Below are 23,894 nucleotides of genomic sequence, written 5' to 3' on the forward strand. Positions count from 1 at the left end.
GGCCGGAGGCGCGGCCCGTGGCGGTCCGCGGCGGGGCCGGTGCGCCGGCCGCCGCGCCGGGCGCCGCCGCGGTCGGGTCCGGCACCGCCGTCCTCCGGTCCGGCGCCACCGGCGAACCCGCCGCCCCCGGCCCGTCGGTGGCGCTGCCCCTGACGCTCGTCGCCTCCGCCTGCGCGGCCGCGCTCGGCCTGTGGGCGTGGCGCCGCCGGGTGTCCCGCGCCTGACGCGGTGCCGGGCGCGGCGCGGGAGTCCCGCGTCCGCCCGGTCTCCGGCCGCGGCCCCCGGCCGGGCGTTCAGCCCGCGCCGGGGGCCGTCGGCGTGCGGGAGCGGCGGTGGGCGGCCACCCGCTCCCGGGTGGCGCAGCGGCGGGAGCAGTAGCGGCGCTCGGGCCCGCTGCCGTGGGCGACGAACACGTTCCCGCAGGCCGGCGAGGCGCAGGTCCGGCCGGGCGGGGCCTGCCGGTCCCAGAGGAGCACGGTCAGCGCGAGGCAGCCGGAGGCGAGGAACCACGGCGTCCAGGGCGCGTCGTCGTCGGCGTCGGTGTGGGGGTGCCAGGGGGCGGTGCCGCCGTGCGAGGTGAGGCGGAGGGGGCCGGTGTGGGCGCCGAGCAGGGAGTTGAGGAGGGCGGCGGCCTCGTCGGCGGAACCGGCGGCGAACACCTCCCGCAGGTGCACGGCGGCGGCCCGCATCAGGGTGACGTCCTCGGCGGACACCTCCACGGGCGCGGGTTCGCCGTGGGCCAGGAGCACGGCGGCGATCTCGCCGGGGCCGGCCGCCGGGTCGGCCAGCGCGTTGACGAGGGCGGCGGTGCGCAGCGCCATGGCGAGGGTGGAGTGCCGGGTGGACCGGTCGGGGAGCACGGGCATCGGCCGAATGTAACGCATATTGCGGGGTTTTGAGTTACCTCCGTAGCCTCGGGCGTCATGCGCATCCGCCCGGGAATCCCCTGCCGTCCGTCCGCCGCCGCCCATCTGGCGGGGGCGCTCGCGGCCCGGACCGGGGACGAGGTCTCCGGTCCCGCCCTGGCCCTCGCCGGGTTCGCCGCCGCCGGGTCGACGTCCGGAGCCGGGACGCTGCTGGCCTGCGCGACGGTCGCGGCCGCGGTGGGCGGCCCGCTCCTGGGTACGCTCCTGGACCGGGCGCGGCGGCCGGGCCTGCTCCTGGCCGGCATGCTCGCCGGCTACGCGGCGGGGCTCGGAGCCGTGCTCCTCGGGCTCGGCCGGCTGCCGTTCGCCGTGACGGCGCTGTTCGCGGTGGTCACCGGGCTGATGGGCCCGGCGCTCTCCGGCGGCTGGACCGCGCAGCTCCCGAGGATCGCGCCCGCCGGCCGGATGGCTCGGCTGCACGGCCTCGACGCGCTGACGTTCTCGCTCGCGGCGCTGGCCGGCCCGGCGCTCGCGGGAGGCGCCGCGCTGCTGCTCGGCGCCCCGGCGGCGGTCGTCCTCGCGGCGGCCCTGGTCGCGGCGGCGGTGCCCGTCGCCCTGTCGCTGCCCCCGGCCGCGCCCCCGGAGGGCCGGGGCCCCGGTGACGAGGGCGAGGAACGGCTCTGGTCCGTGTTCCGGCGGGCGCCGCTGCTGCGGGCCACCGTCACCTCGGTCGGCTGCGCCGCCGCGCAGGGCCTGGTCGCCGCCTGCCTCCCCGTACTCGGAGCCCGGGCCCTCGGTGGAGCCGGCCGGGGCGCGCTGCTGCTGTCGGTGGCGGCGGCCACCGCCCTCGCGGCGACCGCGCTGCACGCCCGGCTGCCCCGCGCGGTGCCGCCGGGGCGGGTGCTGTGGGGCGGGGCGCTGGCGCAGGCGGGGGCGTGGGCGGTGGCCGCGGCGGGCGGGCCGGCCGCCCTGGTGGTGGCGTTCGCGGTGTCGGGCGCCGCCGAGGGCCCTCAGCTGACGGCGCTCTTCGCCGTCCGGCACGAGGAGACCCCCCGCGGGCTGCGGGGCCGGGTCTTCGCCACCGGCGCCGGCCTGAAGATCACGGCGTTCGCGGTGGGCGCGGCGGTGGCGGGGCCGGTGGCGGCCCGGTCCGTCCCGGCGGCGCTGCTCCTCGCGGCGGCGGTCTGTGCCGTGTCGGCGCTCCCCTGGGCGGGGGCCCGGTGCACGGTCACAGCTGTGCCCGGGGCGCCCGGGCCGCTCCCGGAGCGACGTACCGCTCGGCGGCGCGGAGGGCTTCCGGGGTCGAGCGGACGCCCATGAGCACGCACAGCGTGTACGCGGTGTCCTCGAAGCGCCGGCGGACGGAGAGGTCGCAGGGGGCGGCGAGGACGGTGCGTTCCTGGGCCCGGTAGTGCCGGAGGAGCCGTTCGACGGTGTTGCGGTCGGGCAGCAGCATGGGTTCCTCCGTGGCGGCCCCCCTCGTGCGTCGCTCCATGGTGCTCGCGCCCGACCACTCGCGCGACCCATGGCATCACGCTCCGTCACCGGCGGTGGGCCGAGGTGCGGGTGCCGCCCGGATGGCGGAGGGTCGAAGACATGAACCCGACTACGCGGCTGAGGGTGGTCGTCACCGGCGCCACCGGGAACGTGGGCACGAGCGTGGTGCGGGCGCTGGCGCGCGAACCGCAGGTCGGCTCCGTGCTGGGGCTGGCCCGCCGACTGCCCGGACTCGAACTGCCGGGCGTCGAGTGGGCCGCCGTCGACCTGTCCGCGGACGGCGACGAGCCGCGACTGGCCCAGTACGTGGCCGACGCCGACGCGGTGGTCCACCTGGCGTGGCGCTTCAACCCGACGCACGACCCGGTGACCACCTGGCGGACCAACGTCCTGGGCACCCTGCGCGTCTGCGACGCGGTCGCGGCGGCACACGTGCCGGCCCTGGTCTGCGCCTCCTCGGTGGGGGCCTACTCCCCCGGCCCCGAGGGCGGCGCGCCCGTCTCCGAGGCGTGGCCGACGCACGGCTGGCCGGGCGCCGCCTACAGCCGGGAGAAGGCGTATCTGGAGCGGGTCCTCGACACCTTCGAGCGCGACCACCCGCAGACCCGGGTGGTCCGGATGCGGCCGGCGTTCCTCTTCAAGGAGGAGGCGGCGAGCGAGCAGCGCCGGATCTTCGCCGGCCGGTTCCTGCCCGGGCAGCTGGTCCGGCCCGATCTGCTGCCGGTGCTGCCGGAGCCCGGCGGCCTGCGCTTCCAGGTCCTGCACACCGACGACGCCGCCGACGCCTATCTGCGGGCCGTGCTGCGGGACGTGCGGGGTGCGTACAACCTGGCGGCGGAGCCGGTGGTGGACGCGGCGCTGCTCGGCGAGATGTTCGGCGCGCGGCCGGTCCGGGTGCCGGCGGGCGCGGTGCGGGGCGCGCTCGCCGCCGCCTGGCACCTGCGCCTCGCCCCCGCCTCCCCCGGCCTGTTCGACCTCCTGCGCCACCTCCCGGTGATGTCGACCGAGCGGGCGCGCGAGGAGCTGGAGTGGGTCCCCCGGGCCTCCTCGGTGGAGGCCCTGGAGGCGTTCCTGCGCGGCGTGCGCTCCGGCGCGGGCGACGACACGGCCCCGCTGGCCGGCCGCCGCGCCGCCTGACACCCCACGGGGCCGGCCGCGCGGTCGTCCGATGCCTCAGGGGGGCCCGCCACCCCGTCGTCCGAGGCCGCACGGGCCCCCTGCGGCCGAGGCCGCACGGGCCGGCCTCCGCGCCGGCCGAGGCCGCTCGCCCGGCCGCCCCGCCGTCAGCGGCCGGCGCCGGCCGCGCCCCAGTCGACGATCCGGATCGCCGCGCCGGCCGCCTCCCTCCCCCGGCAGTGCGCGCGGTGGCGGCGCAGCACCGCGTCCACGTCGAGGTGGCGGGCGAACGCCGGGTGGGCGGCGAGCCGCTGGGCGTACGCCCAGAGCGCGCGGTGGTCGGCGACGCGGTGCAGGGCGGCGGCGTCGAGGTGCCAGCGGTGGACGGTGTCCAACTGCACCAGGGCGCCCCACACGTGCACGTCGGCGAGGGTCGGGGCGTGCCCGAGGAGGTACGGCCGGCCGGTGAGCCGCGCGTCGAGGGAGGCGAGGGCGGCGAAGAGCGTGCCGAGGGCCTCCTCCGCCGCACGCCGGGCACCGGCCTCCGGGTCGAGGCCGAGTTCGCCGGCGCGCTGCGCGGCCCGGTGGACGCCGTCCGCGCAGAGGGCGGCGAGGGCGTCGATCTCCTCGCGGTGCTCCTCCGGCAGCAGGTCGGGACCGTCGCCCCGGAAGCGGAGCGCGAGGTCGCGGAGGATGTCGGGGGCGTGGGTGCTGACGATCCGTCCGGTCCAGGCGTCGCCGAGGACGGGTGCGGCGGCGGGGCCGGTGTAGAGGTGGGCGCTGGCCTCGTAGAGCGGGCGGAGGGCGGTGTACGAGCCGCCGGGGCCGTCGGGGACCTCGGGGAGGAGGCGCAGCGGCAGGGTGGCGTCGAGGCCGAGGAGGGCGTGGGTGACCGCGATGCTCAGACAGCCGGGGTCGGCCGGGGCGACGTGGAGCCGGTAGCGGTGCGGGACGGCGTAGTGGCCGCTGTCGGCCGACCGGCCGATCCTGCCCCGGAAGGCGGGCGCGGCGGAGGCGGGCAGCAGCGAGGACGGGACGACGACGGACATGGTGCTCCCAGGGTGGCTCGGTGCTGGGTCCGGCGGGCTTCGTCGGGACGTGCGGGAACGCCCGTGCGGCGGCAGCAGAGTGACGGGAAGACGGAAGGAGGTGGCCGCGGTCCGGAGGAGCGGGGCGGCCCGGGGCCTGTCCGGCCGATCGGGGTACCGGCCCGGCGGGGTCCGCCGGACGGGCCCTGGCGCGGTCAGGCCGCGCTGCACACCCGCAGCAGGTCGATGTGGCGGCGCGAGGTGAGCGACAGGGCGCGCGGCAGGGGGCGGGCCTGGAGGCCGTCGAACCCGTCGCCGTGTCGCATGCGCTTCCCTACCCGTCCGCTCGGATTCCCTGCCCCGAGTGTCGGACGGGCGGCGGACGCCGTCAAGGGCGCGGACAGGACTGCCCGCGCGCCGTCGGCCCCGGCCCCGTGACCGGCGGCGGCCCGGGCGGACGGGCGCGGGAGGGACCCCGCACCGGCGGCGGCGCGGCCCGGGCGACCGGGGTCCGGCGCCCCTCGGAGCCGTACGGAATAATGCGCCGCATGCGCATTTCAGCCAGGGCCGACTACGCCGTGCGGGCCGCCCTCCAGCTCGCGGCCGCCCGGGACGCCGGGCCGCTGAAGGCCGAGGCGATCGCCGAGGGGCAGGGCATCTCGCACAAGTTCCTGGAGGGGATCCTCGGCGACATGCGCAAGGGCGGCCTGGTGGAGAGCCAGCGCGGCGGGCGGGGCGGCTACTGGCTGGCGCGGCCCGCGGAGACGATCTCGGTCGCGGACGTGATCCGCTGCGTGGACGGCCCCCTGGTGTCGGTGCGCGGCCAGCGGCCGCCGGACCTCGCCTACACGGGCGCCGCCGAGTCGCTGCTGCCGCTGTGGATCGCGCTGCGGGCCAGCGTCCGCGAGGTCCTGGGCGTCTCGCTCGCGGAGGTCGCGTCGGCCGAGCTGCCGGCCGGGATCGCCGCGCGGGCGGACGACCCGGAGGCGTGGACCAACCCCTGACGGGCGTCGGCCGCGCCCTTCCCGGCCATCGGGTCGATCACCCGTCACCTGCGCCGATGTGACGCGTTCTCAATGGCCGAACCCCCCCTATCCACATGCCGGACACCCCTTGGGACCCCGGGTCCCCCTCTGCCACTATCCCTAGTGATCCAGTGGGATTACGGAGAGCAGGTGGGGTGGGATGAGCACGCAGCAGACGGCGCCGAGGGACGACACGCTCTGGCGGCGGGTCGTCCGGGAGCTCGCCGACGACCTGGCCGTCGACGCGCACGCCCGCGACCGGGCCGGCAAGACCCCCTTCGACGAGGTCGAACGGCTCCAGGAGGCGGGACTCCCCGCCTTCCTCACGGCCGCCGACCCCGCGCTCGGCGGGGGCGGCCACGGGGCCGACCTGCGCACCGCGTGTTCCGCCGTACGGGAACTCTCCGCCGCCGACAGCTCGGTCGGCGAACTCCTCGCCCACCACTACGCCCTGTCGTGGACGAGCCGCTTCCTCGCCGGCCCGTCCGGCCGGGCCGCCGAAACCTTCCCTCGCCTCGACGCCCGCACGGCGGCCGAGGGCTGGCTGCTCGCCGGGGCGACCGAACCCCTGCCGGCCGGCACGGGCACCGGCCTCACCCTCACCCGCGTCGACCGGGGCGGCTGGCTCCTCGACGGACGGCGCGCCTTCGACTCCGCCGTCACCGTCGCCGACCGGCTCGTGGTCGCCGCCCGTCCGGCCGGCACCGGCGACCTGCTCGTCGTCCTGGTGGACCCGGCCCACCCGGGGGTGTTCGCCGAGGCGGCGACCGACCGGGTCGGGCAGCGGCTGACCGGGGCCGGCACGGTCGTCTTCGACCACGTGCCCGTCCCCCGGGCGCGGGTCCTCGGCACCCTCCCGGCCGACGAGCACGCCGTGGCGCCCTTCACCGCGCTCGCGCCGCTCGTGCTCCGGCTGCTCCTCGTGCACGTGGCGCTCGGCATCGCGGAGGGCGCGCTCGCCGAGGCCCGGGACGTGAACCGGGCGGTCGCCCCGGAGCCGGGCCCCGGCCCCCAGGACGCCGCGGCGGCCCACGCCCTGCCGGACCAGGGGGACGACCCGTACCTGCTGCTCTCCTACGGGGAGCTGGCGACCGCCGCGCACACCGCCGCCGCCGTCGCCGAACGCGCCACCGACGCCCTCACCCGCGGCCTGCGGTCCGGCTGGACGCTCGGCTTCGAGGACCGCGCCGACCTCGCGGTGCTGGTCGCCGCCGCCGAGACCGTCACCGGCCGGGCGGCCGTCCAGCTGACCACCCGGATCCTGGAACTCGTCGAGGGCGCCCCGCCCGCCGCGCCGGGCGCCGGGGGCGGCGGGCCCGGCTTCGACCGCTTCTGGCGCAACGCCCGCGCCCTCACCGCCCGCACCCGCCCGTCCCACCGGCTCCGCGACATCGGCGACCACTACCTCAACGGCACCCACGCCCGCCTGGCCCGCAGCGCCTGATCCAGAGGGCCCCGACCCGGGACCCCCGGCCCCGAGGCCCCCGACCCGAATCGCCTGTCGCGAGGCCCTCCGACCGGAGTCTTCCGACCCGAGGCCCCTGTCCGGGGCCCTCCGCCCGGCGTCCCGGGCCGGCGATCAGCCGTCCCGGGTCAGCCCGACCGTCTCCTCGCCGTCCACGTCCCACTGACGGAGCGCCGGCCGGCCGTCCTCGCCGCCGATCGACCAGGGCTCGAACAGGCAGCCCGGGAGATCGGTCACGACGCTCTCGCCCTGCCCGTCGGCCCCCGCGAGGGTCCACGTGCCGCGCGCCGTACAGGTCTCCACCTCCTCGCCGGGAAGCGGGGCGAAGCCCGACGGGTCCATGACGCCGTCGGCCGTCGCCGTGCCGTCGGCGGCCAGCTCCAGCGTGCCGCCGCGCCCGTCGGTCCAGGTGCCGACCAGCTCGCTCCGGGTCACCGCGGGCGGGCGGTACTCCTCCAGGACGCCGGTGCCGAGCGCGAGGCCGCCGAGGAGCGCCGTGACGGCGACGGCGACCGTGCCCCAGAGCGCGATCCCGCGCAGCAGCCACCGACGGGGCAGCCGGGCCACCAGCGCGGCCGGGACGATCGCGGCGAGGAGCGCGGGCCAGGCCGCGAGGGTCCCGTCCACGGAGCGCAGGACGTACAGACCCGCCATCAGGGAGCCGCCCGCCGCGACCGGGACGGCGGCCGCGACGACCCACCACCACGCCTCGCTCCCGCCGCCGAACCGCCGTCCGAGGGAACCGGCCAGCACGATCGTCGGCACGACCAGGACCACCGCCCCGACCCCGCCGAAGAGCGCCGAGAACGGCGCCATCAGGGGAAGGAAGCCGAGCTCGAAGGCGTAGCCGCCGCCCTCGGACGACTCCCGGGTCGCGTCCAGCGCCGTGAACCCCACCGCGACCAGGGTCAGCTCCAGCATGAGCATGCCCGTCGCCACCATCAGGATCCGGCCGAACGAAGGAGGGCCGGTCCGTGTCGCCGTCTTCATGACGATCACCCCCGGGAGCATCCTGCCACGCCGGCTTGAACATGTTCAAGAAAGGGTCCCAGGGGCGGACGGACCGGCATGTCGGGACCTCCGGCCCTCATCCGGGACCGCCGATGGGCCCAAGCTGGGGGGTGAGGAGGGACCGGCCGCCGGGCCGGACCCGTTCCGTCACGACCAGGGAGGACGTCAGATGAGTCGCGAGGCCCACCAGACCGCAGCAGACACCGGCGTGGACCGGGAGTCCCGCGCGGGCCGGGAGATCGTGGCCGGGGTGGACGGTTCGCCCGAGAGCCTGGCCGCCGCCGACTGGGCCGCACGCGAGGCGGAGCACCGGGGCGTCCCGCTGCGGCTCGCGCACGCCTGGCGGTGGGAGCCGCTCGACCTGCCGCTCGTCCAGGACCGGGCGTCGCAGGAGCGGGCCGCCGAGGAGGTGGTCCGCGCGGCCGAGGCGCGGATCGCCGAGCGGCACCCGGAGGTGGCGGTCACCGCCGAGGTGCTGACCGACACCCCGGTCGCCGCGCTGCTCGACACGCTCGACGAGGCCGAGATGCTGGTCATCGGCTCGCGCGGGCACGGGGCGGTGGCCGGATTCCTGCTCGGCTCCTACGGGCAGCAGGTCATCGCCGCCTCGACCCGCCCGGTCGTCGCGGTCCGCGCCCGCGACGACCGGGCCGCCGAACCGCCCACCGGCGAGATCCTGGTGGGCCAGCAGGGCAGCCCGGAGGACAGCGAGGCCGTGCTGCGGTTCGCCTTCGAGACCGCCGCGGCCCGGGGCGCCGCCATCCGCGCGGTGCGCGCCTGGAGCCTGCCGCCGCTCTTCGCGTACAGCCCGACGTCGATGCGGCTGGCCGACGACGCCGGCGGCCTCGTGCCGTTCGAGGAGAAGGCGCTGCGCGAGGCCCTGGCGCCGTGGCGCGAGCGGTACCCGTACGTGCCGGTGACCGAGCACGTCGAACTGGGCAGCGCCGGGCAGGTCCTGCTCACCACCTCCGGCGCCGCACAGCTCCTGGTGGTGGGCCGCAGGGCGAAGCGCGGGGCCCTGGGGCAGCGGATCGGCTCGGTGGCGCACGCGGCGCTCCACCTGGCGCCGTGCCCGGTGGCGGTGGTCCCGCAGGGCTGAGGAGCGGGTACCCGCCCGGCGCCCCCGTCAAGCCGGTGCGGCGGGTCGGCGTGCGATGTTGACCCGCCGGGTTGACGGGGGGTGTCGGGACGGCGGGGCGCGGAAAGCCTTGTCCCCGTCGCCCCGGTGGCCCGCCCGGGCAGCGGACCGGACGGCGACGCAGGCGAGAGAGCGGAGCTCCATGCGGTACGACGGTCCCGACCCTTCCGACCCCTTCGAACACCCCCGCCCCGGCACCCCCGCGTCCGGACACCCCCGGCCGGCACCCCCGGCCGGACCCGCCGGCCCCGGCACCGCCGCCTCCGGCCGGCACCGGCGCGGCGGGCCGGTGACCCGCCGCGCGCCGCGCCGGCCGTCGTTCGCCGCGGGCGTCCTCGCCGCGGGGACGACCGCCGCCGCCGTCACCGTCCTGCTCGGTCTGTACGCGGCCACCCCGTCCTCCTCCCCCGCCCCCCGCGCGGCGAGGCCCCCCGTCCCCCAGGCACCACCCCCCACCCGCGCCGCTCCCCCCACCCCCTCGCCCCAGGCCCCCGCCGGGGCCAGGCGGGACCCGGCCGCCCCCCGGGGCGACGGGGCCGGCCGGGCGGCCGGTGGACTCGCCCCGCAGACCGGGGCCGCCCTCGCCGCCCCCCTGGCGGCACCGGCCCGCGCGTCCGGCTACGTCCAGGACGTCGTCGCGCTCGCCAACGCGGAACGGGAGAAGGCGGGCTGCGGTCCGCTGCGGTCCGAGGCCCGGCTGGACCGGGCCGCCCAGGGCCACGCCGACGACATGGCGGCCCGCGACTACTACGCCCACGACAGCCCCGAGGGACGGGACGGCGGCGACCGGATCAGCGCCACCGGCTACAGCTGGTCGGCGTGGGGCGAGAACATCCACAAGGGGCCGAAGACCCCGGAGAGGGCGATGGAGGACTGGATGGAGAGCCCGGCCCACCGCGCCAACATCCTCAACTGCTCGTTCCGCGACATCGGGGTCGGCGTCACCCTCACCGCCGACGGGCCCTGGTGGGTGCAGGACTTCGGCACCAAGGGCTGACGTCCGCTCAGTCCAGGGGGGCGGCCAGCTTCTGCACCCAGACCGTGCCGCCCGGGCCTGGCACGGCGGCCACGCCGGTGTCGCGGTAGGAGCAGTCGAGCAGGTTGCGCTCGTGGCCGGCGTCGTCCCGCCAGCTCTCCACGACCGTCTCCGGGTCCCGCTGCCCCTGGGCCAGGTTCTCCGCCCAGGCCGCCCAGCGGTATCCGGCCTCGGTGATCCGGGCGTCCGCGAGCTCGCCCTCGGGGCTGGCGTGCCCGTAGTAGCCCCGGGCCGTCATGTCCCGGGCGTAGGCGCGGGCGGCGGCCGTCAGCCGGGCGTCGGTGCGCAGCGGGCCGCAACCGGCCTCCGCCCGCAGCCGGTTGACGAGCTCCGTCACCCGCTCCCCCGGGTCGGCCGGGGGCGGCGCGACGGTCCGGGCCGGGGTCGGCGCGGCGGTGGTGGGCGTGCGGGTGGGCGCCGGGCGGGTGGCGGCCGCGGTGACGGTGCTCGGCGTGGGGTCGGGCGTCCGCGCCGGTGTGGTGGCCGGGGGCGCGGCGGCGGGTGCGGCGGGTGCGGGGCCGGTGGACTCGGGGAGGGTGAGCACGAGCGCCCCGAGCACGGCGACGGCCGCGACCCCGGCCGCCCCGGTCCTGCGCCCGAGGGTCCAGTACGGCGCGGCGTGCCCGGAGGATCCGCCCGCCGTGAACGGCTCGGCCAGGTCGTGCGTGTCGGGCCCGGAGTGAGGCTCAGGCAGCACGTGGGGTCCGGGTGCGGACGGCTGTCCGGTCGTCGGATCCGCCGGAGCCGCGACGCCCGCCGGCTCGACGAGGGCGACCGGTGTCGCCGCGGCCGCCGGGGCCGTACCGGCGTCGAGGAGGGCGCCGGCGACGGGCGGGACCAGGCCGATGCCGACGAGCAGGCCCTCGACGGGGGCCAGACCCCGGCGGTCGCGGCCGGTCGCGCAGGCGCGGCACTCGCGCAGGTGCCGGGCGAGCCGCTTGCGCCAGAGCGGGGACGGCCGGCCGTCCCACCCCGTGACGACCTCGGCGAGCGCGGGGCAGCGCGGGCGCGCGTCGAGGGCGCCGACGACGGCCCGGCCGGTCTCCAGGCGCTCCTTCATCCGCTGGACGCGGACGGCGGCGTGGGCCGGGTCGAGGCCGAGCGCCCCGGCGAGGTCGGCGCGGGTGAGTTCGCCGGCGGCCTCCAGCCACCACAGCGAGAGCAGCTCCCGGTCGTCCTCGTCGAGCCAGCGGGTGGCCCGGGCGACGTCGCGGCGCTGTCCGGTGAGGCCGAGGCGGAGGATCGTGAGGTCGGTGAAGTCGCCGGCCGGGTCGGCGAGGTCGACGGCGCGGTCGAGGCCGGGGACGGGTGCCTGCCGGCGTTCCCGCCAGCGGCGGCGCACGCCGTTCATGGCGATGGCGACGAGCCAGGACCGGAAACGGGCCGGGTCCCGCAGCGCGGGCAGCCCGTCGAGGGCCCGGACCAGGGTCTCCTGGACGATGTCGTCGGTGTCGGCGTGCCCGTCGAGGGCGCGCCCCACCACGTTGTGGACGAGCGGCAGGCAGGCGCGTACCAGTTCGTCCCTGGCGTGCGGGTCGCCCGCGCGCGCCGCCTCCACCAGGGCGGTGGTGCGCTGCTCGTCGCTGTGCATGGATGGTGCTCCCTTGTCCCCGGTCCGCGTCCCCGTCCTGGTGGAGACCCGAGGGGCCGGGTAGGGATAACACTTTTTCGCTCGATGGTCCGGCCCGCGGCCGGTCGACGGTCGGAACCTCGGCCGGCCGGTGGTCCGGCTGCTAACCGGTCGGGTGGGGCAGGCGCGGGACCGTGGCCCCGTGGCCCTCCCGGACGGCTTCCACGACGGCGTCGTGGAGTTCTCGGCTCTCCTCCTCCGAGGAGCAGGGGACGGGACTGCCCGACATGGTGAACCAGTCGGAGGCGCCGCTGTACTGCACGGCCACGCGTGCTTCACCGTCGACGAAGGTCGTGTGCACGGTCAGGTCGCCCGTGACGATTCCGCCCTCGACGGTCAGCACCCCACCACGCCCGGTGTAGACACCGGCGGTCGTCCAAGATGCCCAGCTCATGCCCTCCAGGGTCACACCCGGATGGCGTACGCGCCACCGACGGGACCGCCCCGGCCGGAATCGTTCCAGGACGGGGCGGTACGCATCGGGTGCCGGATCAGGCGAGGGACGCGACGGCCTCGTTGAACGTGGCGGACGGGCGCATCACGGCCGCGGCCTTGGCCGGGTCGGGCTGGTAGTAGCCACCGATCTCGGCCGGGGAGCCCTGAACAGCGTTCAGCTCGTCGACGATCTTCGTCTCGTTCGCCGCGAGGGTCTCGGCGAGCGGGGCGAACGCCTTGGCGAGCTCGGCGTCCTCGGTCTGCGCGGCCAGCTCCTGGGCCCAGTACAGGGACAGGTAGAAGTGGCTGCCGCGGTTGTCGATGCCGCCGAGGCGACGGGTCGGCGACTTGTCCTCGTTGAGGAAGGTGCCGGTGGCGCGGTCCAGGGTGTCCGCGAGGACCTGGGCGCGGGCGTTGCCCGTGGTGGTGGCCAGGTGCTCGAAGGAGGCGGCCAGCGCGAAGAACTCGCCGAGCGAGTCCCAGCGGAGGTAGTTCTCCTTGACGAGCTGCTGGACGTGCTTCGGGGCGGAGCCGCCGGCGCCGGTCTCGAAGAGGCCGCCGCCCGCCATCAGCGGGACGACCGACAGCATCTTGGCGCTGGTGCCCAGCTCCAGGATGGGGAAGAGGTCGGTCAGGTAGTCGCGGAGGACGTTGCCGGTGACGGAGATGGTGTTCTCGCCGCGGCGGATGCGCTCCAGGGAGAACTTCGTGGCCTCGACCGGGGAGAGGACCTTGATCTCCAGGCCCTCGGTGTCGTGCTCCGGCAGGTACTGCTCGACCTTGGCGATCAGCTGGGCGTCGTGGGCGCGCTCGGCGTCCAGCCAGAAGACGGCCGGGTCGCCGGTGGCGCGGGCGCGGGTGACGGCGAGCTTGACCCAGTCCTGGACCGGGAGGTCCTTGGTCTGGCAGGCGCGGAAGATGTCGCCCTCGGCGACCTCCTGCTCCAGGACGGTGTCGCCCGAGGCGTCGACGAGGCGGACGGTGCCGGTCGCGGCGATCTCGAAGGTCTTGTCGTGGGAGCCGTACTCCTCGGCCTTCTGCGCCATGAGGCCGACGTTCGGGACGGAGCCCATGGTCGACGGGTCGAAGGCGCCGTGGGCCTTGCAGTCCTCGATGACGGCCTGGTAGACGCCGGCGTAGGAGCTGTCCGGGAGGACGGCGATGGTGTCGGCCTCCTGGCCGTCCGGGCCCCACATGTGGCCGGAGGTGCGGATCATGGCCGGCATCGAGGCGTCGACGATGACGTCGGACGGCACGTGCAGGTTGGTGATGCCCTTGTCGGAGTCGACCATGGCGAGGGCCGGGCCCTCGGCGATCTCGGCGTCGAAGGACGCCTTGATCTCGGCGCCGTTCGGAAGGGCGTCCAGGCCCTTGAGGACGGTGCCGAGGCCGTCGTTGGCGGAGAGGCCGGCGCCCGCGAGGACCTCGCCGTACTGCGCGAAGGTCTTCGGGAAGAAGGCGCGCACGACGTGGCCGAAGACGATCGGGTCGGAGACCTTCATCATCGTGGCCTTGAGGTGCACGGAGAAGAGGACGTCCTCGGCCTTGGCGCGGGCGACCTGCTCCGAGAGGAAGGTGCGCAGGGCGGCGGCGCGCATCACGGAGGCGTCGACGACCTCGCCGGCGAGGACCGGTACGGACTCGCGGAGCACCGTGACGGTGCCGTCGGCGGCGACGTGCTCGATGCGGAGGCTGCCGGCCTCCGCGATGACCGTGGACTTCTCGGTGGACCGGAAGTCGTTCTCGCCCATGGTGGCGACGGCGGTCTTGGACTCGGAGGTCCAGGCACCCATGCGGTGCGGGTGGTTCTTGGCGTAGTTCTTCACCGAGCCGGGGGCGCGACGGTCGGAGTTGCCCTCGCGCAGGACCGGGTTGACGGCCGAGCCCTTGATCTTGTCGTAACGGGCGCGGACGTCCTTGTCCTGCTCCGTCCGCGGGTCGTCCGGGTAGTCCGGGAGGGCGTAGCCCTGCGCCTGGAGCTCGGCGACCGCGGCCTTCAGCTGCGGGATCGAGGCCGAGACGTTCGGCAGCTTGATGATGTTGGCCTCGGGGGTCTTGGCCAGTTCGCCGAGCTCCGCGAGGGCGTCGCCGATGCGCTGGCCCTCCTCCAGGAACTCGGGGAAGCTCGCGATGATGCGGCCCGCGAGCGAGATGTCACGCGTCTCGACCGTGACGCCGGCCGTGGAGGCATACGCCTGGATCACGGGCAGGAACGAGTACGTCGCCAGGGCCGGCGCCTCGTCGGTGTGGGTGTAGATGATGGTCGAGTCAGTCACCAGGTGCTCCGCTCCACGTCTGCGTATGCGAGATTGCTCGACATCAAGATATCTCGTGATCGTGGTTCTCCGTAAAGGGCCCCACGAGCTCACCTTGATCGGGGGCTCCGGAGTCCTCCACGAAGGGCCCTCCGAGCCGGTACGGGTTCGGTCCGCCGTCCAGGGCGACCTGGCGGACGAGGGCGAGCAGCGCGAGGCCGGCGGCGGCGCCGGCACCGGCGGTGAGGGCCTGCCCGCAGCGGTGCGCCAGGCGGAGCTCGTCGGGGTCGTACGGGGCGGCGGCGGGCAGCCCGAGGGTGTCGCCGAGCAGCAGGAACCCGGCCACGAGGCCGCCGGCGGCGATCAGCGCGAGCGGCAGGGTCACCGGCAGGCCGCGCAGGGTGGTGCCGCGCCGGATCCCGGGGCGGACCTTTCCGCGGCGGGCGAGCAGGGCGATCAGGCCGCACTGGACGGCGAGGGCGAGCAGGGCGGCGGCGATGACGTCGCCGGGGCGGTGCTCGCCGGAGGCGATCGCGTAGGCGCCGAGTCCGACGGCCCACAGGACGGCGCCGCCGACGACGAGCTCGCGGGAGCGGCGGGGCACGACCAGGGTGAGGGCGAAGGCGACGCCGAAGGCGAGGGTGGCGGTGGCGCTGGGGAAGCCGCTGGGGGCCAGCGCGCCGGCGCCGTCGGCGAGCCGGGGTCGGGGCGCGTACCGCTGGAGGAGGCCGGCGACGGCGAGCGAGACGGCCACGGCCCCGGCGGCGGCGCCGGTGAGCCCGTACCGCTTGCGCAGGACGCCGAGGCCGACGAGGAGGAGGCAGGCGAGGACCAGGGAGAGGGTGGCGGCCCCGTCCAGGGAGGGGTGGTCGCGCAGGAAGGCGGCGACGCGGGTGTCGGCGCGCCGGCCGGTGACGGCGCCGTCGCCCCAGCGGCGGCCGGTCGCGGTCAGGACGAGGCCCGCGTAGACGACGGTGAGGAGCAGGACGGCGCCGAGGCAGGCGCGCCGGGTCCGGGTGCGGACCCGGGTGCTGAAGGAGTCCGCGGCCTCGCCCGCCACGGCGGCGTACCACCAGGTGTCACCGGCTCGGGGCGGTCTCCGCGAGCCGCCTATTCGCCTGTCGTAGGAAGCCATGCCCCGATTCGAACCCAGGCGCGGCCGGGCCGCCTGCTGGGATCGCCCGAACGACGCGCGGCGGCGGGATTCAGTCGCCGCGCGGGCCGAGTTGCGCGACGAGCAGCAGGATCAGGGCGGCGAGCAGGGCCGCCAGCGCGACCAGGCCCACGGCGGAGGAGGCAGCGGGTTCGCCGGCGAATCCGGCGGCGCTCTGGAGGGCGAAGGATCCGGCCATGACCAGCTGGGCCCAGCCGTGGAGGGCGACCCGCCGGACCTTGTGGCGGAGCCAGGGCGGCACCCAGCCGGTCCGGAGGGTGGCGGTGCCACCGGCGGCGAGGAGGAGCGCGAACACTCCCGGAACGACGTACCAGTCCATGGTGTCCCCCGGTCGGCGCCGACCCGGTGCCGACGGTGGCGCGATCATGCCATGCGCGGGTGAACGGGACGGAGCCTCAGGAGGAGGCGCGGACCACGAGGTCGGTGGGGAGCATCCGGCGGGGCTGGTCGTCGGGCTCGCTCGGTCCGGCGATCTCGGCCAGGAGCAGCCGGGCCATCGTCCGGCCCATCTCCTCGATGGGCTGGCGGACGCTGGTGAGCGGCGGGTCCATGAGGCGGGCGACGGCGGAGTCGTCGACGCCGACGAGGGCGACGTCCTCGGGAACCCGGCGGCCGGCCTCGCGGAGCACGGCCCGGGCACCGGCCGCCATCACGTCGGAGGCGGCGAAGACGGCGTCCAGGTCCGGGCTGCGGCCGAGGAGTTCGCGCATGGCGCGGCGGCCGCCGTCCTCGGTGAAGTCGCCGGTGGCGACGAGGGCTTCGTCGGCGGCGAGACCGGCCTCGGCGAGGCCCTCGCGGTAGCCGTCGAGGCGGCAGCGGGCGCCGTACATGTCGAGGGGGCCGGTGATGGTGGCGATGCGCGTGCGCCCGCCGGCGGCGAGGTGGGCGACGGCGGTGCGGCCGGCGCCGGTGTTGTCGGAGTCGACGAAGGCGACGGGCTCGTCCTCGCGGCGGCGGCCGTTGAGCACGGCGGGCAGCCCGAGGGCGCGTACCTGGTCGGGCAGCGGGTCGTCGGCGTGCACGGAGACGAGCAGCACGCCGTCGACGCGCTGGGCGGCGAGGTACTGCTCGAAGCGCTGCCGCTCCTGGTCGCTGCGGATCAGGGTGAGCAGCAACTGCTTGTCGGCGGCGGCGAGTTCGCCGCTGACGCCGCGGATGATGTCGAGGAAGTACGGTTCGGCGAAGAGCCGGGCCTCGGTCTCGGGGACGACGAGGGCGATGGCGTCGGTGCGGCTGCCGGCGAGGGCGCGGGCGGCCCGGTTGGGGACGTAGCCGAGCTCGGCGACGGCCTTCTCCACGGCCGCCTTGGCCTGTTCGCTCACCTTCGGCGAGCCGTTGATGACCCGGGAGACCGTGCCGCGGCCGACTCCGGCCCGGGCCGCGACCTCCTCCAGGGTGGGCCTGCCGGTCTGCCGCCCGCTCACCGCCATGCGCCGCTTCTCCCCTCGGCCCCGGGACGCCGCCCGCCCGTGCTGTGCGGCGAACCTATCAGGCGGGCGGGCGGCTCCCGGAGGGATCAGACGCCGGTGGGCGCCAGCTCCGCCATCGGGCCCCAGCCCCGCTGCTCCGTCTTGACGTTGATGATCTCGGGGGTGGCGGCGACGGCCCCGGCCATGGCGGCGAGTCCGGCGGCGAAGTGGTCGGAGGCGACGTGGACGGCGCCGGCCTCGTCGTCGGCGAAGCCCTCCAGGAGGGTGTACACGTTCGGGTCGTCGACGGAGCGCGACCAGTCGAAGAAGAGGTTGCCCGGCTCCTCGCGGGTGGCGCGGGTGAAGTCGGCGACCACGTCGAGCCACTGGTCGGCGCGGTCGGGGCGGACGGTGAAACGCACGGCGATGAAGATCATGCCGTCAGGCTGCGCCGCGCGGCCGGGCCCGGGCCAGGCGCGCGGTTCAGGATTCCGGCAGGGCCGGAAAGTCCGGCACCGCGCGGGCCAGGGCGGCGCGGACGGTGCCCTGGCGGCGGGCGAAGTCGGCGGTGGGCAGGGAGACGGAGAGGGCGTGCACGATGCCGTCGCCGCGGTCGGGCACGGCGACCGCGAGACAGGTGTACGCGAGGTCCGCCTCGCCGACGGAGACGGCGTAGCCCTGGCCGCGGACGGTGGCCATCTCGGCCTCGAAGCGCTCGGCGCCGGTGATGGTCCGCTCGGTGAAGCGGGCCATGCCGTGCTCGGCGAGGTAGCGGCGGCGCCGGGCGCGCGGCAGGGCGGCCAGGAGCGCCTTGCCGTGCGCGGTGGCGTGCGCGCGGGCCTCCGGGCCGGGGGTGAAGGGGTGGGCGGTGTCGGTGACGGGCGCGGTGGTGTCGACGACGGTGATCAGACCGTCGCGGTAGGCCGTGTGGTACGCCTCCGCGCCGGTCGCCCGGCGCAGCCGCCCGAGGAGTTCGCCGGTGGGGGCGCCGAGTCCGTGGTGGCGGAGGTGGGCGCGGTGCAGGGCCGGGACGCGGGGGCCGGGGGCGTACCCCTCGGCGGTGCGGACGAGGTGGCCGCGCGCGAGGAGCGGGCCGGTCAGGTGGTAGACGGTCGAGAGGGCGCAGCCGAGCATCCGGGCGAGGGCCTTCGCGCCGACGGGCCGTCCGGCGTCCGCGACCAGGTCCAGCAGGTCGAGCGCCCGCTCCACCGACCGCGGCCCGGGGGCGCGGTGCGGCTCGGCGTACGGCTCGGGAAGCGGGAGCGGGGCGTCGGCAGGCATCCGGCCAGGGTAGCGGCGGGGGCCGCCGGGAGGCCGGGGAACGGGCGTCGCGGGAGGGGTCCGCGGTGGGCGCACCTGCCGCCGGTGCCGGGTGGTCCGCGGTGGGCGCGCCTGCCGCCGGTACCGGGCCCTCGCCCGCGCGCCTGCCGCCGGTGCCGGGGCCCGCGCCCGTGCGGCAGGGCGGTTCCGGGGTGCCGCGGGGTGTCCGGGCGGGCCGGTTCCGGGGTCCGCAGGCCCGCGCCGAGGCCCCGCACGGTGTGTGGCGGGCCGGTTCCGGGGCGTATTGTCGCAGGTCAACCATGCTTTATGTGCATTTGACACTCTTTCGACGTACCGTCGTCTGGATCCCCTTGTCCCCGACGCACCCGGGAGAGCGTGTGCCCCGCCCCAGGACCGACCATGCCCCGACGCCCGCCGCCGGTGCCCGCCCACGGTGGCGGACGGCCGCGATCGCGACGGGCGTCGTGGCCGTGGCGGCGGGCGGGCTGTACGTGACCGGTCTGGTGACCACGGGCGACGACATATCCGCCGGCACCCGGGTCGGCGGCGTGGACATCGGCGGACTGAGCAGGGCCGAGGCCGCCGAGCGGCTGCGGACACAGGCCCCGGCGGCGTGGACAGCACCGATCGCGGTGAAGGTCGGCGAGCGCACCGAGAGCGTGGCCCCGGACGCGGCGGGGCTGACCGTGGACGCGGAGGCGACGGCCGAGCGGGCCGCCGACCCGTCGCGGGACCCGTTCACCGTCATCGGCCGTCTCTTCTCCTCCGGCGACCGCGAGATCGAGCCGGTCCTCGCCCACGACGCGGCCAGGACCGGCGCGGCCGTCGCCGCGCTGGCGAAGGAGAACGACCGGGCCGTCAAGGAGGGCTCGGTCTCCTTCCGTGACGGCGAGGCGGTCGCCGTCCGGCCCGTCGCCGGGCAGAAGCTCGACACCGCCAAGGCCGCCGAGGCCCTGCGGGCCGCCTACCCGGCCGCCCCCGGCGCCGCCGCCGTGACCCTGCCGGTGTCGGTGACCCAGCCGAAGCTGGCCGCCACCGAGGTGACCCGCTTCCTCGACACGTACGCGGCGCCGGCCGTCTCCGGCCCCGTGACGCTGACCGTGGGCGACCAGCGGCTGCGGATCTCCCCCGAGACCCTGGGCGACCACCTGACGGTGAGGAACGAGAACGGCCGGCTGAGCGGCTCCCTCGACTCCGCCGCGCTGCTGCGCGACCCGGACGTGGCCCGCCCGCTCGCCGCCATGACGGGCGCGCCGGTGGAGGGCACCCTCGGGGTGCGGGACGGCAAGGTCGTCATCGTGAAGGAGGGCAGGCCGGGCCGCGAAGTGACCGAGAAGGCGCTCGTCGCCGCCGTGGACCCGCTGCTCACCCGGACCGGCGAGACGGCCCGTACGGCCTCCGTGGCCACCAAGGTCACCCAGCCGCAGGTGAGCTCCGCCACCCTCGACTCGCTCGGCATCAAGGAGCAGATGTCGACCTTCACCGTGAACTTCCCCACGGCCCCGTACCGGACGGTGAACATCGGCCGTGCCGCCGAGCTGATCAACGGCTCGCTGGTGCAGCCGGGCGAGGTGTGGAGCTTCAACGAGACGGTGGGCGAGCGCACCGAGGAGAACGGCTTCGTCGACGGCACGATGATCCTCGACGGCCGCTACCAGGAGGCTCCCGGCGGCGGTGTCTCGGCGGTGGCGACCACCGTCTTCAACGCGGTCTTCTTCGCGGGCGTGCACCCGGTCGAGTACGGGGCCCACTCCTTCTACATCGAGCGCTACCCGGCGGGCCGGGAGGCGACCGTGGCCTGGGGCAGCCTGGACCAGAAGTTCCGGAACGACTCGGGCAAGCCGATCTACATCGCGGCGAGCGCGACGGACTCCTCGGTGACCATCACCTTCTACGGCACCAAGAAGTACGACTCCGTGGAGGCGGTGGCCGGTCCGCGCACCAACGTGACCGAGCCCGCCAAGCGCGAGGCGACCGGCGAGAAGTGCGTGCCGCAGGAGCCGCTGGAGGGCTTCGACATCGCGGTCGACCGGGTCTTCAAGAACGGCGGCGAGGAGGTCAAGCGGGAGACCTTCAAGACCCACTACACCCCGCGCGACGAGGTCGTCTGCAACTGACGGACCTCCGCCCGGGCCGTTCCGGAAGGGTGTCCTCAGCCTCGCGGCCGGGCATGCATGCCTGCGTGCGGTCCGTTCGGGCCGCGGCCCCGCCGCGTCCCCGGCGGGCTGCACCGACCTGCCGGAGGCATGCCGTGGCAGAGCGCAGCGAGGTACCTCCCTACGCCCGGCTGCTGGCCGGGGCGGTCCGCGACGGCGTGTGCCCGGGCGCCGTCTGGGCGGCCGGGGACGCCGCGGGCACCCGCTCGGCCGGCGCGGTCGGCGTCCTCGACCCGGCCCGGCCCGAGGAGCCGGCGCTTCCGGACACCCTCTTCGACGTGGCGAGCCTCACCAAGATCCTGTCGGTCTGGGCGGTGACCGGCACCCTGGTGGACGCCGGGAAGCTGGACCTGTCGGCCCCGCTCGGCACCTTCTGGCCGGCCGCGGCCGGCCGCCCGGTCGGCGCCGTCACCCCCCGCCATCTGCTCACCCACACCGCTGGGATGCCGCTCCGGGCCAACCTGCGCTTCCTGTACGGCTCCGATCCGCAGGACGTACGGGACGGGGTGCTCGCCGAGCCGCTGCGGCACCCGCCCGGCGCCGCCGTGGCGTACACCGACCGGGCGGCGCTGGTCCTCGGGTGGCTGGCCGAGCATCTGACGGGCCGGCCGCTCGCCCGCCTCGCCGAGGAGCGCGTCTGGGGCCCGCTCGGCATGGGCGAGACCCGCTGGGGCCCGCTCCCGCCGGAGGAGGCGGCCCGCTGCGCGCCCACGGAGTACGACGAGGAGAGCGCCCGCCGTCTGCGGGGCACCGTCCACGACTTCTCGGCCCGGCTGCTCGGCGGGGCGTGCGGGATCGCGGGCGTCTTCACCACGGCCGGCGACACGGGCCGCTTCCTGCGCGGGGTCCTCGACCCGCCGCCGGGGACCTTCTCCCGGGCGTGGACGACGACCTCCCTGCGCGTCGGCACGGGGGTCCTCGACCCGCCGCGGGGGCTGCTCTGGCACCCGGCGCCCGGGACGGCCCCCGGGGACGACGTGTGGGCCCACTTCGGATTCACCGGGACGGCGATGTGGGTCTCCCCCGCCCGCTCCCGCTGGGCGGTGCTGCTGACCAACCGCCTGTACGTGACCCGGGATCCGGCCCCGCTGGCCCGGGTCCGCGAGGCGTTCCGGGCGTACGCGTTCGCCTGAGCGGCGGGCGCTGCCCAGCCGGGCGTCGGTCAGTGCCCGGACCACGACCACCGGAACCTGGGTGTCGGCATCGATGTCGGTGCCCGCCCCTACGGTGCTGCCGTGGCGAACTCCTATACGACCCTGTGGACCGACGCCCTCTGCCGGGAGCTGAAGCGCTCCGGGGAGGAGGGCCTGCGGCCGACGATCCTCTTCGGCGGGCCCTTCGGCTCGCAGCCCAGCTTCCTGCGGGCCGGGGTGCGGCCCGGTGACACCGTCTACCCGGTGCGGGCCCACCGCACCCGGCTCCACGTGCTGGGGTCGATGGAGGTGTCCCGCATCCTCACCCACGAGGAGGCGGGGGCCGAGCTCCACGACGACGACTACGCGAAGCTCCTGTACTGGCGCCGGCTGAAGACCGGCTTCGTGAGCGAGGTGCTGCTCGGCCCGCCGGGCTCCCCGCTCTCCTTCGACACGGTGGTGCCGGCCGACGTGCTGGAGCGGCTGACCTTCACCTCCCGGCGGGGCGAGCGGAGGCTGAAGCACGTGGAGGACGGGCGGCTGCTGCACTCCAACGGCGTCCAGGGCGTGTACCGGCTGGCGCCCGGGTCGGCGGCCGAGCTGCGTCGGCTCGTCGCCGACCGGTTCGCCTGACCGGAGGGTCCGCGGGTGTGAGGTGAGGGACAGACGTTCGGGCCCCCTTGTGGGGGCCGAGGACCCCCGGGTTACCATATGAGCGCCGTCTAGCTCGAAAGATAAATCTTGTGACTGTCAATGATGACTCGTTCACCAGCTGGAAGAACCGTGAGGAGATCGCGGAGTCGATGATCCCGATCATCGGGAAGCTGCACCGTGAGCAGGACGTCACCGTCCTCGTTCACAGCCGCTCCCTGGTGAACAAGTCGGTGGTCAGCATCCTCAAGACCCACCGCTTCGCCCGCCAGATCGCCGGCGAGGAGCTCTCGGTCACCGAGACGCTGCCTTTCCTGCAGACGCTCACCACGCTCGACCTCGGCCCCTCGCAGATCGACATCGGCATGCTCGCCGCCGAGTACAAGGCCGACTCGCGCGGCCTGACGGTCGAGGAGTTCACCGCGGAGGCCGTCGCCGGCGCCACGGGTGCGAACAAGATCGAGCGCCGTGACGGCCGGGACGTCGTCCTGTACGGCTTCGGCCGCATCGGCCGCCTGGTCGCCCGCCTCCTCATCGAGAAGGCCGGTTCGGGCAACGGCCTGCGCCTGCGCGCCATCGTCGTGCGCGGCGGCGGCGAGGCCGACCTCGTCAAGCGTGCCTCCCTGCTGCGCCGGGACTCGATCCACGGCCAGTTCCAGGGCACGATCACCGTCGACGAGGCGAACAGCTGCATCGTCGCCAACGGCAACACGATCAAGGTGATCTACGCCAACGACCCCTCCGAGGTCGACTACACGGCGTACGGCATCGAGAACGCCATCCTGATCGACAACACCGGCAAGTGGCGGGACCGCGAGGGCCTCTCCAAGCACCTGCGCCCCGGCATCGACAAGGTCGTCCTGACCGCGCCCGGCAAGGGCGACGTGCCGAACATCGTGCACGGGGTCAACCACGACACGATCAAGCCGGACGAGCAGATCCTGTCCTGCGCCTCCTGCACCACCAACGCCATCGTCCCGCCGCTCAAGGCGATGGACGACGAGTACGGCGTGCTGCGCGGTCACGTGGAGACCGTCCACTCGTTCACGAACGACCAGAACCTGCTGGACAACTACCACAAGGCCGACCGTCGCGGCCGTTCCGCGCCGCTCAACATGGTGATCACCGAGACCGGTGCCGCCTCGGCCGTCGCCAAGGCGCTGCCGGAGCTGAAGGCCCCGATCACGGGCAGCTCGATCCGCGTCCCCGTCCCGGACGTCTCGATCGCCATCCTGAGCCTGCGCCTGGGCCGCGAGACCACCCGCGACGAGGTCCTGGAGTACCTGCGCGACGTCTCGCTGCACTCGCCGCTCAAGCGCCAGATCGACTTCACCACGGCTCCCGACGCCGTCTCGATGGACTTCGTGGGCTCGCGCCACGCCTCCATCGTCGACGCCGGCGCGACCAAGGTCGACGGCGACAACGCGATCCTGTACCTGTGGTACGACAACGAGTTCGGCTACTCCTGCCAGGTCATCCGGGTCGTCCAGCACGTCTCCGGCGTCGAGTACCCGACCTTCCCGGCTCCGGCGGTCTGATCCCCGCCCGCGCCCACGCGAACGGCGCGCCGCACCCCCTGGGGGCTGTC

Annotated in this window: 22 protein-coding genes and 1 pseudogene; 11 read left to right on the forward strand and 12 right to left on the reverse strand. The window is 76.0% G+C overall.

From position 1 onward, the window contains the following. Positions 1-224: pseudogene (locus ACFVU3_RS39420) on the forward strand (D-alanyl-D-alanine carboxypeptidase); the annotation flags it as partial. Between the two features lie 69 nt (positions 225-293). On the opposite strand, the gene ACFVU3_RS39425 reads toward ACFVU3_RS39420, so the two are convergent. Beyond that, a complete protein-coding gene (locus tag ACFVU3_RS39425; RefSeq protein WP_390073614.1) occupies positions 294-866 on the reverse strand; it encodes a CGNR zinc finger domain-containing protein in 573 nt (190 codons plus the stop codon). A gap of 57 nt (positions 867-923) precedes the next feature. Here ACFVU3_RS39425 and ACFVU3_RS39430 point away from each other — a divergent pair, with 57 nt between their 5' ends. Continuing rightward, a complete protein-coding gene (locus ACFVU3_RS39430) occupies positions 924-2,186 on the forward strand; it encodes an MFS transporter (RefSeq protein ID WP_390073615.1) in 1,263 nt (420 codons plus the stop codon). On the opposite strand, the gene ACFVU3_RS39435 is transcribed toward ACFVU3_RS39430, so the two are convergent. Continuing rightward, the gene (locus ACFVU3_RS39435) at positions 2,095-2,361 is read right to left on the reverse strand and encodes a DUF5133 domain-containing protein (protein ID WP_390073616.1); all 267 of its coding nucleotides are present in this window, start codon (positions 2,359-2,361) and stop codon (positions 2,095-2,097) included. The two genes, ACFVU3_RS39430 and ACFVU3_RS39435, sit on opposite strands and share 92 nt — an antisense overlap. A gap of 101 nt (positions 2,362-2,462) precedes the next feature. On the opposite strand from ACFVU3_RS39435, the gene ACFVU3_RS39440 reads away from it, so the two are divergent. Continuing rightward, positions 2,463-3,500: an NAD-dependent epimerase/dehydratase family protein gene (locus tag ACFVU3_RS39440; protein WP_390073617.1), complete on the forward strand. Its 1,038-nt coding sequence runs from the start codon at positions 2,463-2,465 to the stop codon at positions 3,498-3,500. 146 nt (positions 3,501-3,646) lie between these two features. Here the strand turns inward: ACFVU3_RS39440 and ACFVU3_RS39445 are convergent, their stop codons facing one another. Continuing rightward, entirely contained in the window at positions 3,647-4,528 is an 882-nt protein-coding gene (locus ACFVU3_RS39445; RefSeq protein ID WP_390073618.1) for a glutathione S-transferase C-terminal domain-containing protein, read from the reverse strand. 527 nt (positions 4,529-5,055) lie between these two features. On the opposite strand from ACFVU3_RS39445, the gene ACFVU3_RS39450 reads away from it, so the two are divergent. Together ACFVU3_RS39450 and ACFVU3_RS39455 are read left to right on the forward strand one after the other, a co-directional pair. After that, the gene (locus ACFVU3_RS39450; RefSeq protein WP_390073619.1) at positions 5,056-5,511 is read left to right on the forward strand and encodes an RrF2 family transcriptional regulator; all 456 of its coding nucleotides are present in this window, start codon (positions 5,056-5,058) and stop codon (positions 5,509-5,511) included. Positions 5,512-5,692: 181 nt separating this feature from the next. Next, positions 5,693-6,976: an acyl-CoA dehydrogenase family protein gene (locus tag ACFVU3_RS39455; RefSeq protein ID WP_390073620.1), complete on the forward strand. Its 1,284-nt coding sequence runs from the start codon at positions 5,693-5,695 to the stop codon at positions 6,974-6,976. 135 nt (positions 6,977-7,111) lie between these two features. Here ACFVU3_RS39455 and ACFVU3_RS39460 read toward each other — a convergent pair whose 3' ends face one another. Beyond that, complete coding sequence (locus ACFVU3_RS39460; RefSeq protein ID WP_390073621.1) at positions 7,112-7,987, reverse strand: hypothetical protein; 876 nt, start codon at positions 7,985-7,987, stop codon at positions 7,112-7,114. A gap of 190 nt (positions 7,988-8,177) precedes the next feature. Between ACFVU3_RS39460 and ACFVU3_RS39465 the strand changes: the two genes are divergently transcribed. Both ACFVU3_RS39465 and ACFVU3_RS39470 read left to right on the forward strand, forming a co-directional pair. Further along, positions 8,178-9,107 carry a universal stress protein gene (locus ACFVU3_RS39465; protein WP_390073622.1) on the forward strand — a complete coding sequence of 310 codons (930 nt, stop codon included), beginning with the start codon at positions 8,178-8,180 and terminating at the stop codon, positions 9,105-9,107. Between the two features lie 181 nt (positions 9,108-9,288). Then, on the forward strand, positions 9,289-10,143 hold the full coding sequence (locus tag ACFVU3_RS39470) for a CAP domain-containing protein (protein ID WP_390073623.1): 855 nt from the start codon (positions 9,289-9,291) through the stop codon (positions 10,141-10,143). Between the two features lie 7 nt (positions 10,144-10,150). On the opposite strand, the gene ACFVU3_RS39475 is transcribed toward ACFVU3_RS39470, so the two are convergent. The 8 genes from ACFVU3_RS39475 to ACFVU3_RS39510 form a co-directional block, all read right to left on the reverse strand. Next, positions 10,151-11,773 (reverse strand): sigma-70 family RNA polymerase sigma factor, encoded by a 1,623-nt coding sequence (locus ACFVU3_RS39475; protein WP_390073624.1) that lies wholly within the window; start codon positions 11,771-11,773, stop codon positions 10,151-10,153. Between the two features lie 142 nt (positions 11,774-11,915). Beyond that, a complete protein-coding gene (locus ACFVU3_RS39480) occupies positions 11,916-12,206 on the reverse strand; it encodes a hypothetical protein (protein WP_360320318.1) in 291 nt (96 codons plus the stop codon). A 97-nt stretch (positions 12,207-12,303) separates the two neighbouring features. Then, complete coding sequence (locus tag ACFVU3_RS39485; RefSeq protein WP_390073625.1) at positions 12,304-14,523, reverse strand: NADP-dependent isocitrate dehydrogenase; 2,220 nt, start codon at positions 14,521-14,523, stop codon at positions 12,304-12,306. A gap of 43 nt (positions 14,524-14,566) precedes the next feature. Next, entirely contained in the window at positions 14,567-15,637 is a 1,071-nt protein-coding gene (locus tag ACFVU3_RS39490; protein WP_390073626.1) for a phosphatase PAP2 family protein, read from the reverse strand. A 70-nt stretch (positions 15,638-15,707) separates the two neighbouring features. Then, positions 15,708-15,995, reverse strand: a complete 288-nt coding sequence (locus ACFVU3_RS39495) for a hypothetical protein (protein ID WP_390073627.1) — start codon at positions 15,993-15,995, stop codon at positions 15,708-15,710. Positions 15,996-16,071: 76 nt separating this feature from the next. Continuing rightward, positions 16,072-17,106, reverse strand: coding sequence for a LacI family DNA-binding transcriptional regulator (locus ACFVU3_RS39500; protein ID WP_390073628.1), 1,035 nt, complete (start codon positions 17,104-17,106; stop codon positions 16,072-16,074). Positions 17,107-17,192: 86 nt separating this feature from the next. Then, entirely contained in the window at positions 17,193-17,522 is a 330-nt protein-coding gene (locus ACFVU3_RS39505) for a putative quinol monooxygenase (RefSeq protein ID WP_390073629.1), read from the reverse strand. A 46-nt stretch (positions 17,523-17,568) separates the two neighbouring features. Next, the gene (locus ACFVU3_RS39510) at positions 17,569-18,366 is read right to left on the reverse strand and encodes an IclR family transcriptional regulator (RefSeq protein ID WP_390073630.1); all 798 of its coding nucleotides are present in this window, start codon (positions 18,364-18,366) and stop codon (positions 17,569-17,571) included. Positions 18,367-18,743: 377 nt separating this feature from the next. On the opposite strand from ACFVU3_RS39510, the gene ACFVU3_RS39515 reads away from it, so the two are divergent. From ACFVU3_RS39515 to ACFVU3_RS39530, 4 genes are all read left to right on the forward strand, one after another. After that, positions 18,744-20,483, forward strand: a complete 1,740-nt coding sequence (locus ACFVU3_RS39515; RefSeq protein ID WP_390073631.1) for a VanW family protein — start codon at positions 18,744-18,746, stop codon at positions 20,481-20,483. Between the two features lie 134 nt (positions 20,484-20,617). After that, positions 20,618-21,655: a serine hydrolase domain-containing protein gene (locus tag ACFVU3_RS39520; protein ID WP_390073632.1), complete on the forward strand. Its 1,038-nt coding sequence runs from the start codon at positions 20,618-20,620 to the stop codon at positions 21,653-21,655. Between the two features lie 102 nt (positions 21,656-21,757). Then, complete coding sequence (locus ACFVU3_RS39525; protein ID WP_390073633.1) at positions 21,758-22,288, forward strand: hypothetical protein; 531 nt, start codon at positions 21,758-21,760, stop codon at positions 22,286-22,288. A 110-nt stretch (positions 22,289-22,398) separates the two neighbouring features. Beyond that, positions 22,399-23,844 carry a glyceraldehyde-3-phosphate dehydrogenase gene (locus tag ACFVU3_RS39530; RefSeq protein ID WP_390073634.1) on the forward strand — a complete coding sequence of 482 codons (1,446 nt, stop codon included), beginning with the start codon at positions 22,399-22,401 and terminating at the stop codon, positions 23,842-23,844. The last annotated feature ends 50 nt before the right edge of the window (positions 23,845-23,894 follow it).

The sequence above is a fragment of the Streptomyces sp. NPDC058052 genome, assembly GCF_042885515.1.
Taxonomy (GTDB): domain Bacteria; phylum Actinomycetota; class Actinomycetes; order Streptomycetales; family Streptomycetaceae; genus Streptomyces.

Coding starts and splice junctions, on each gene's coding strand:
- ACFVU3_RS39425 (WP_390073614.1), bottom strand. CDS start 866: ATGCCCGTGCTCCCCGACCGGTCCACCCGGCACTCCACCCTCGCCATG.
- ACFVU3_RS39430 (WP_390073615.1), top strand. CDS start 924: ATGCGCATCCGCCCGGGAATCCCCTGCCGTCCGTCCGCCGCCGCCCAT.
- ACFVU3_RS39435 (WP_390073616.1), bottom strand. CDS start 2,361: ATGGAGCGACGCACGAGGGGGGCCGCCACGGAGGAACCCATGCTGCTG.
- ACFVU3_RS39440 (WP_390073617.1), top strand. CDS start 2,463: ATGAACCCGACTACGCGGCTGAGGGTGGTCGTCACCGGCGCCACCGGG.
- ACFVU3_RS39445 (WP_390073618.1), bottom strand. CDS start 4,528: ATGTCCGTCGTCGTCCCGTCCTCGCTGCTGCCCGCCTCCGCCGCGCCC.
- ACFVU3_RS39450 (WP_390073619.1), top strand. CDS start 5,056: ATGCGCATTTCAGCCAGGGCCGACTACGCCGTGCGGGCCGCCCTCCAG.
- ACFVU3_RS39455 (WP_390073620.1), top strand. CDS start 5,693: ATGAGCACGCAGCAGACGGCGCCGAGGGACGACACGCTCTGGCGGCGG.
- ACFVU3_RS39460 (WP_390073621.1), bottom strand. CDS start 7,987: ATGAAGACGGCGACACGGACCGGCCCTCCTTCGTTCGGCCGGATCCTG.
- ACFVU3_RS39465 (WP_390073622.1), top strand. CDS start 8,178: ATGAGTCGCGAGGCCCACCAGACCGCAGCAGACACCGGCGTGGACCGG.
- ACFVU3_RS39470 (WP_390073623.1), top strand. CDS start 9,289: ATGCGGTACGACGGTCCCGACCCTTCCGACCCCTTCGAACACCCCCGC.
- ACFVU3_RS39475 (WP_390073624.1), bottom strand. CDS start 11,773: ATGCACAGCGACGAGCAGCGCACCACCGCCCTGGTGGAGGCGGCGCGC.
- ACFVU3_RS39480 (WP_360320318.1), bottom strand. CDS start 12,206: ATGAGCTGGGCATCTTGGACGACCGCCGGTGTCTACACCGGGCGTGGT.
- ACFVU3_RS39490 (WP_390073626.1), bottom strand. CDS start 15,637: ATGGCTTCCTACGACAGGCGAATAGGCGGCTCGCGGAGACCGCCCCGA.
- ACFVU3_RS39495 (WP_390073627.1), bottom strand. CDS start 15,995: ATGGACTGGTACGTCGTTCCGGGAGTGTTCGCGCTCCTCCTCGCCGCC.
- ACFVU3_RS39500 (WP_390073628.1), bottom strand. CDS start 17,106: ATGGCGGTGAGCGGGCGGCAGACCGGCAGGCCCACCCTGGAGGAGGTC.
- ACFVU3_RS39505 (WP_390073629.1), bottom strand. CDS start 17,522: ATGATCTTCATCGCCGTGCGTTTCACCGTCCGCCCCGACCGCGCCGAC.
- ACFVU3_RS39510 (WP_390073630.1), bottom strand. CDS start 18,366: ATGCCTGCCGACGCCCCGCTCCCGCTTCCCGAGCCGTACGCCGAGCCG.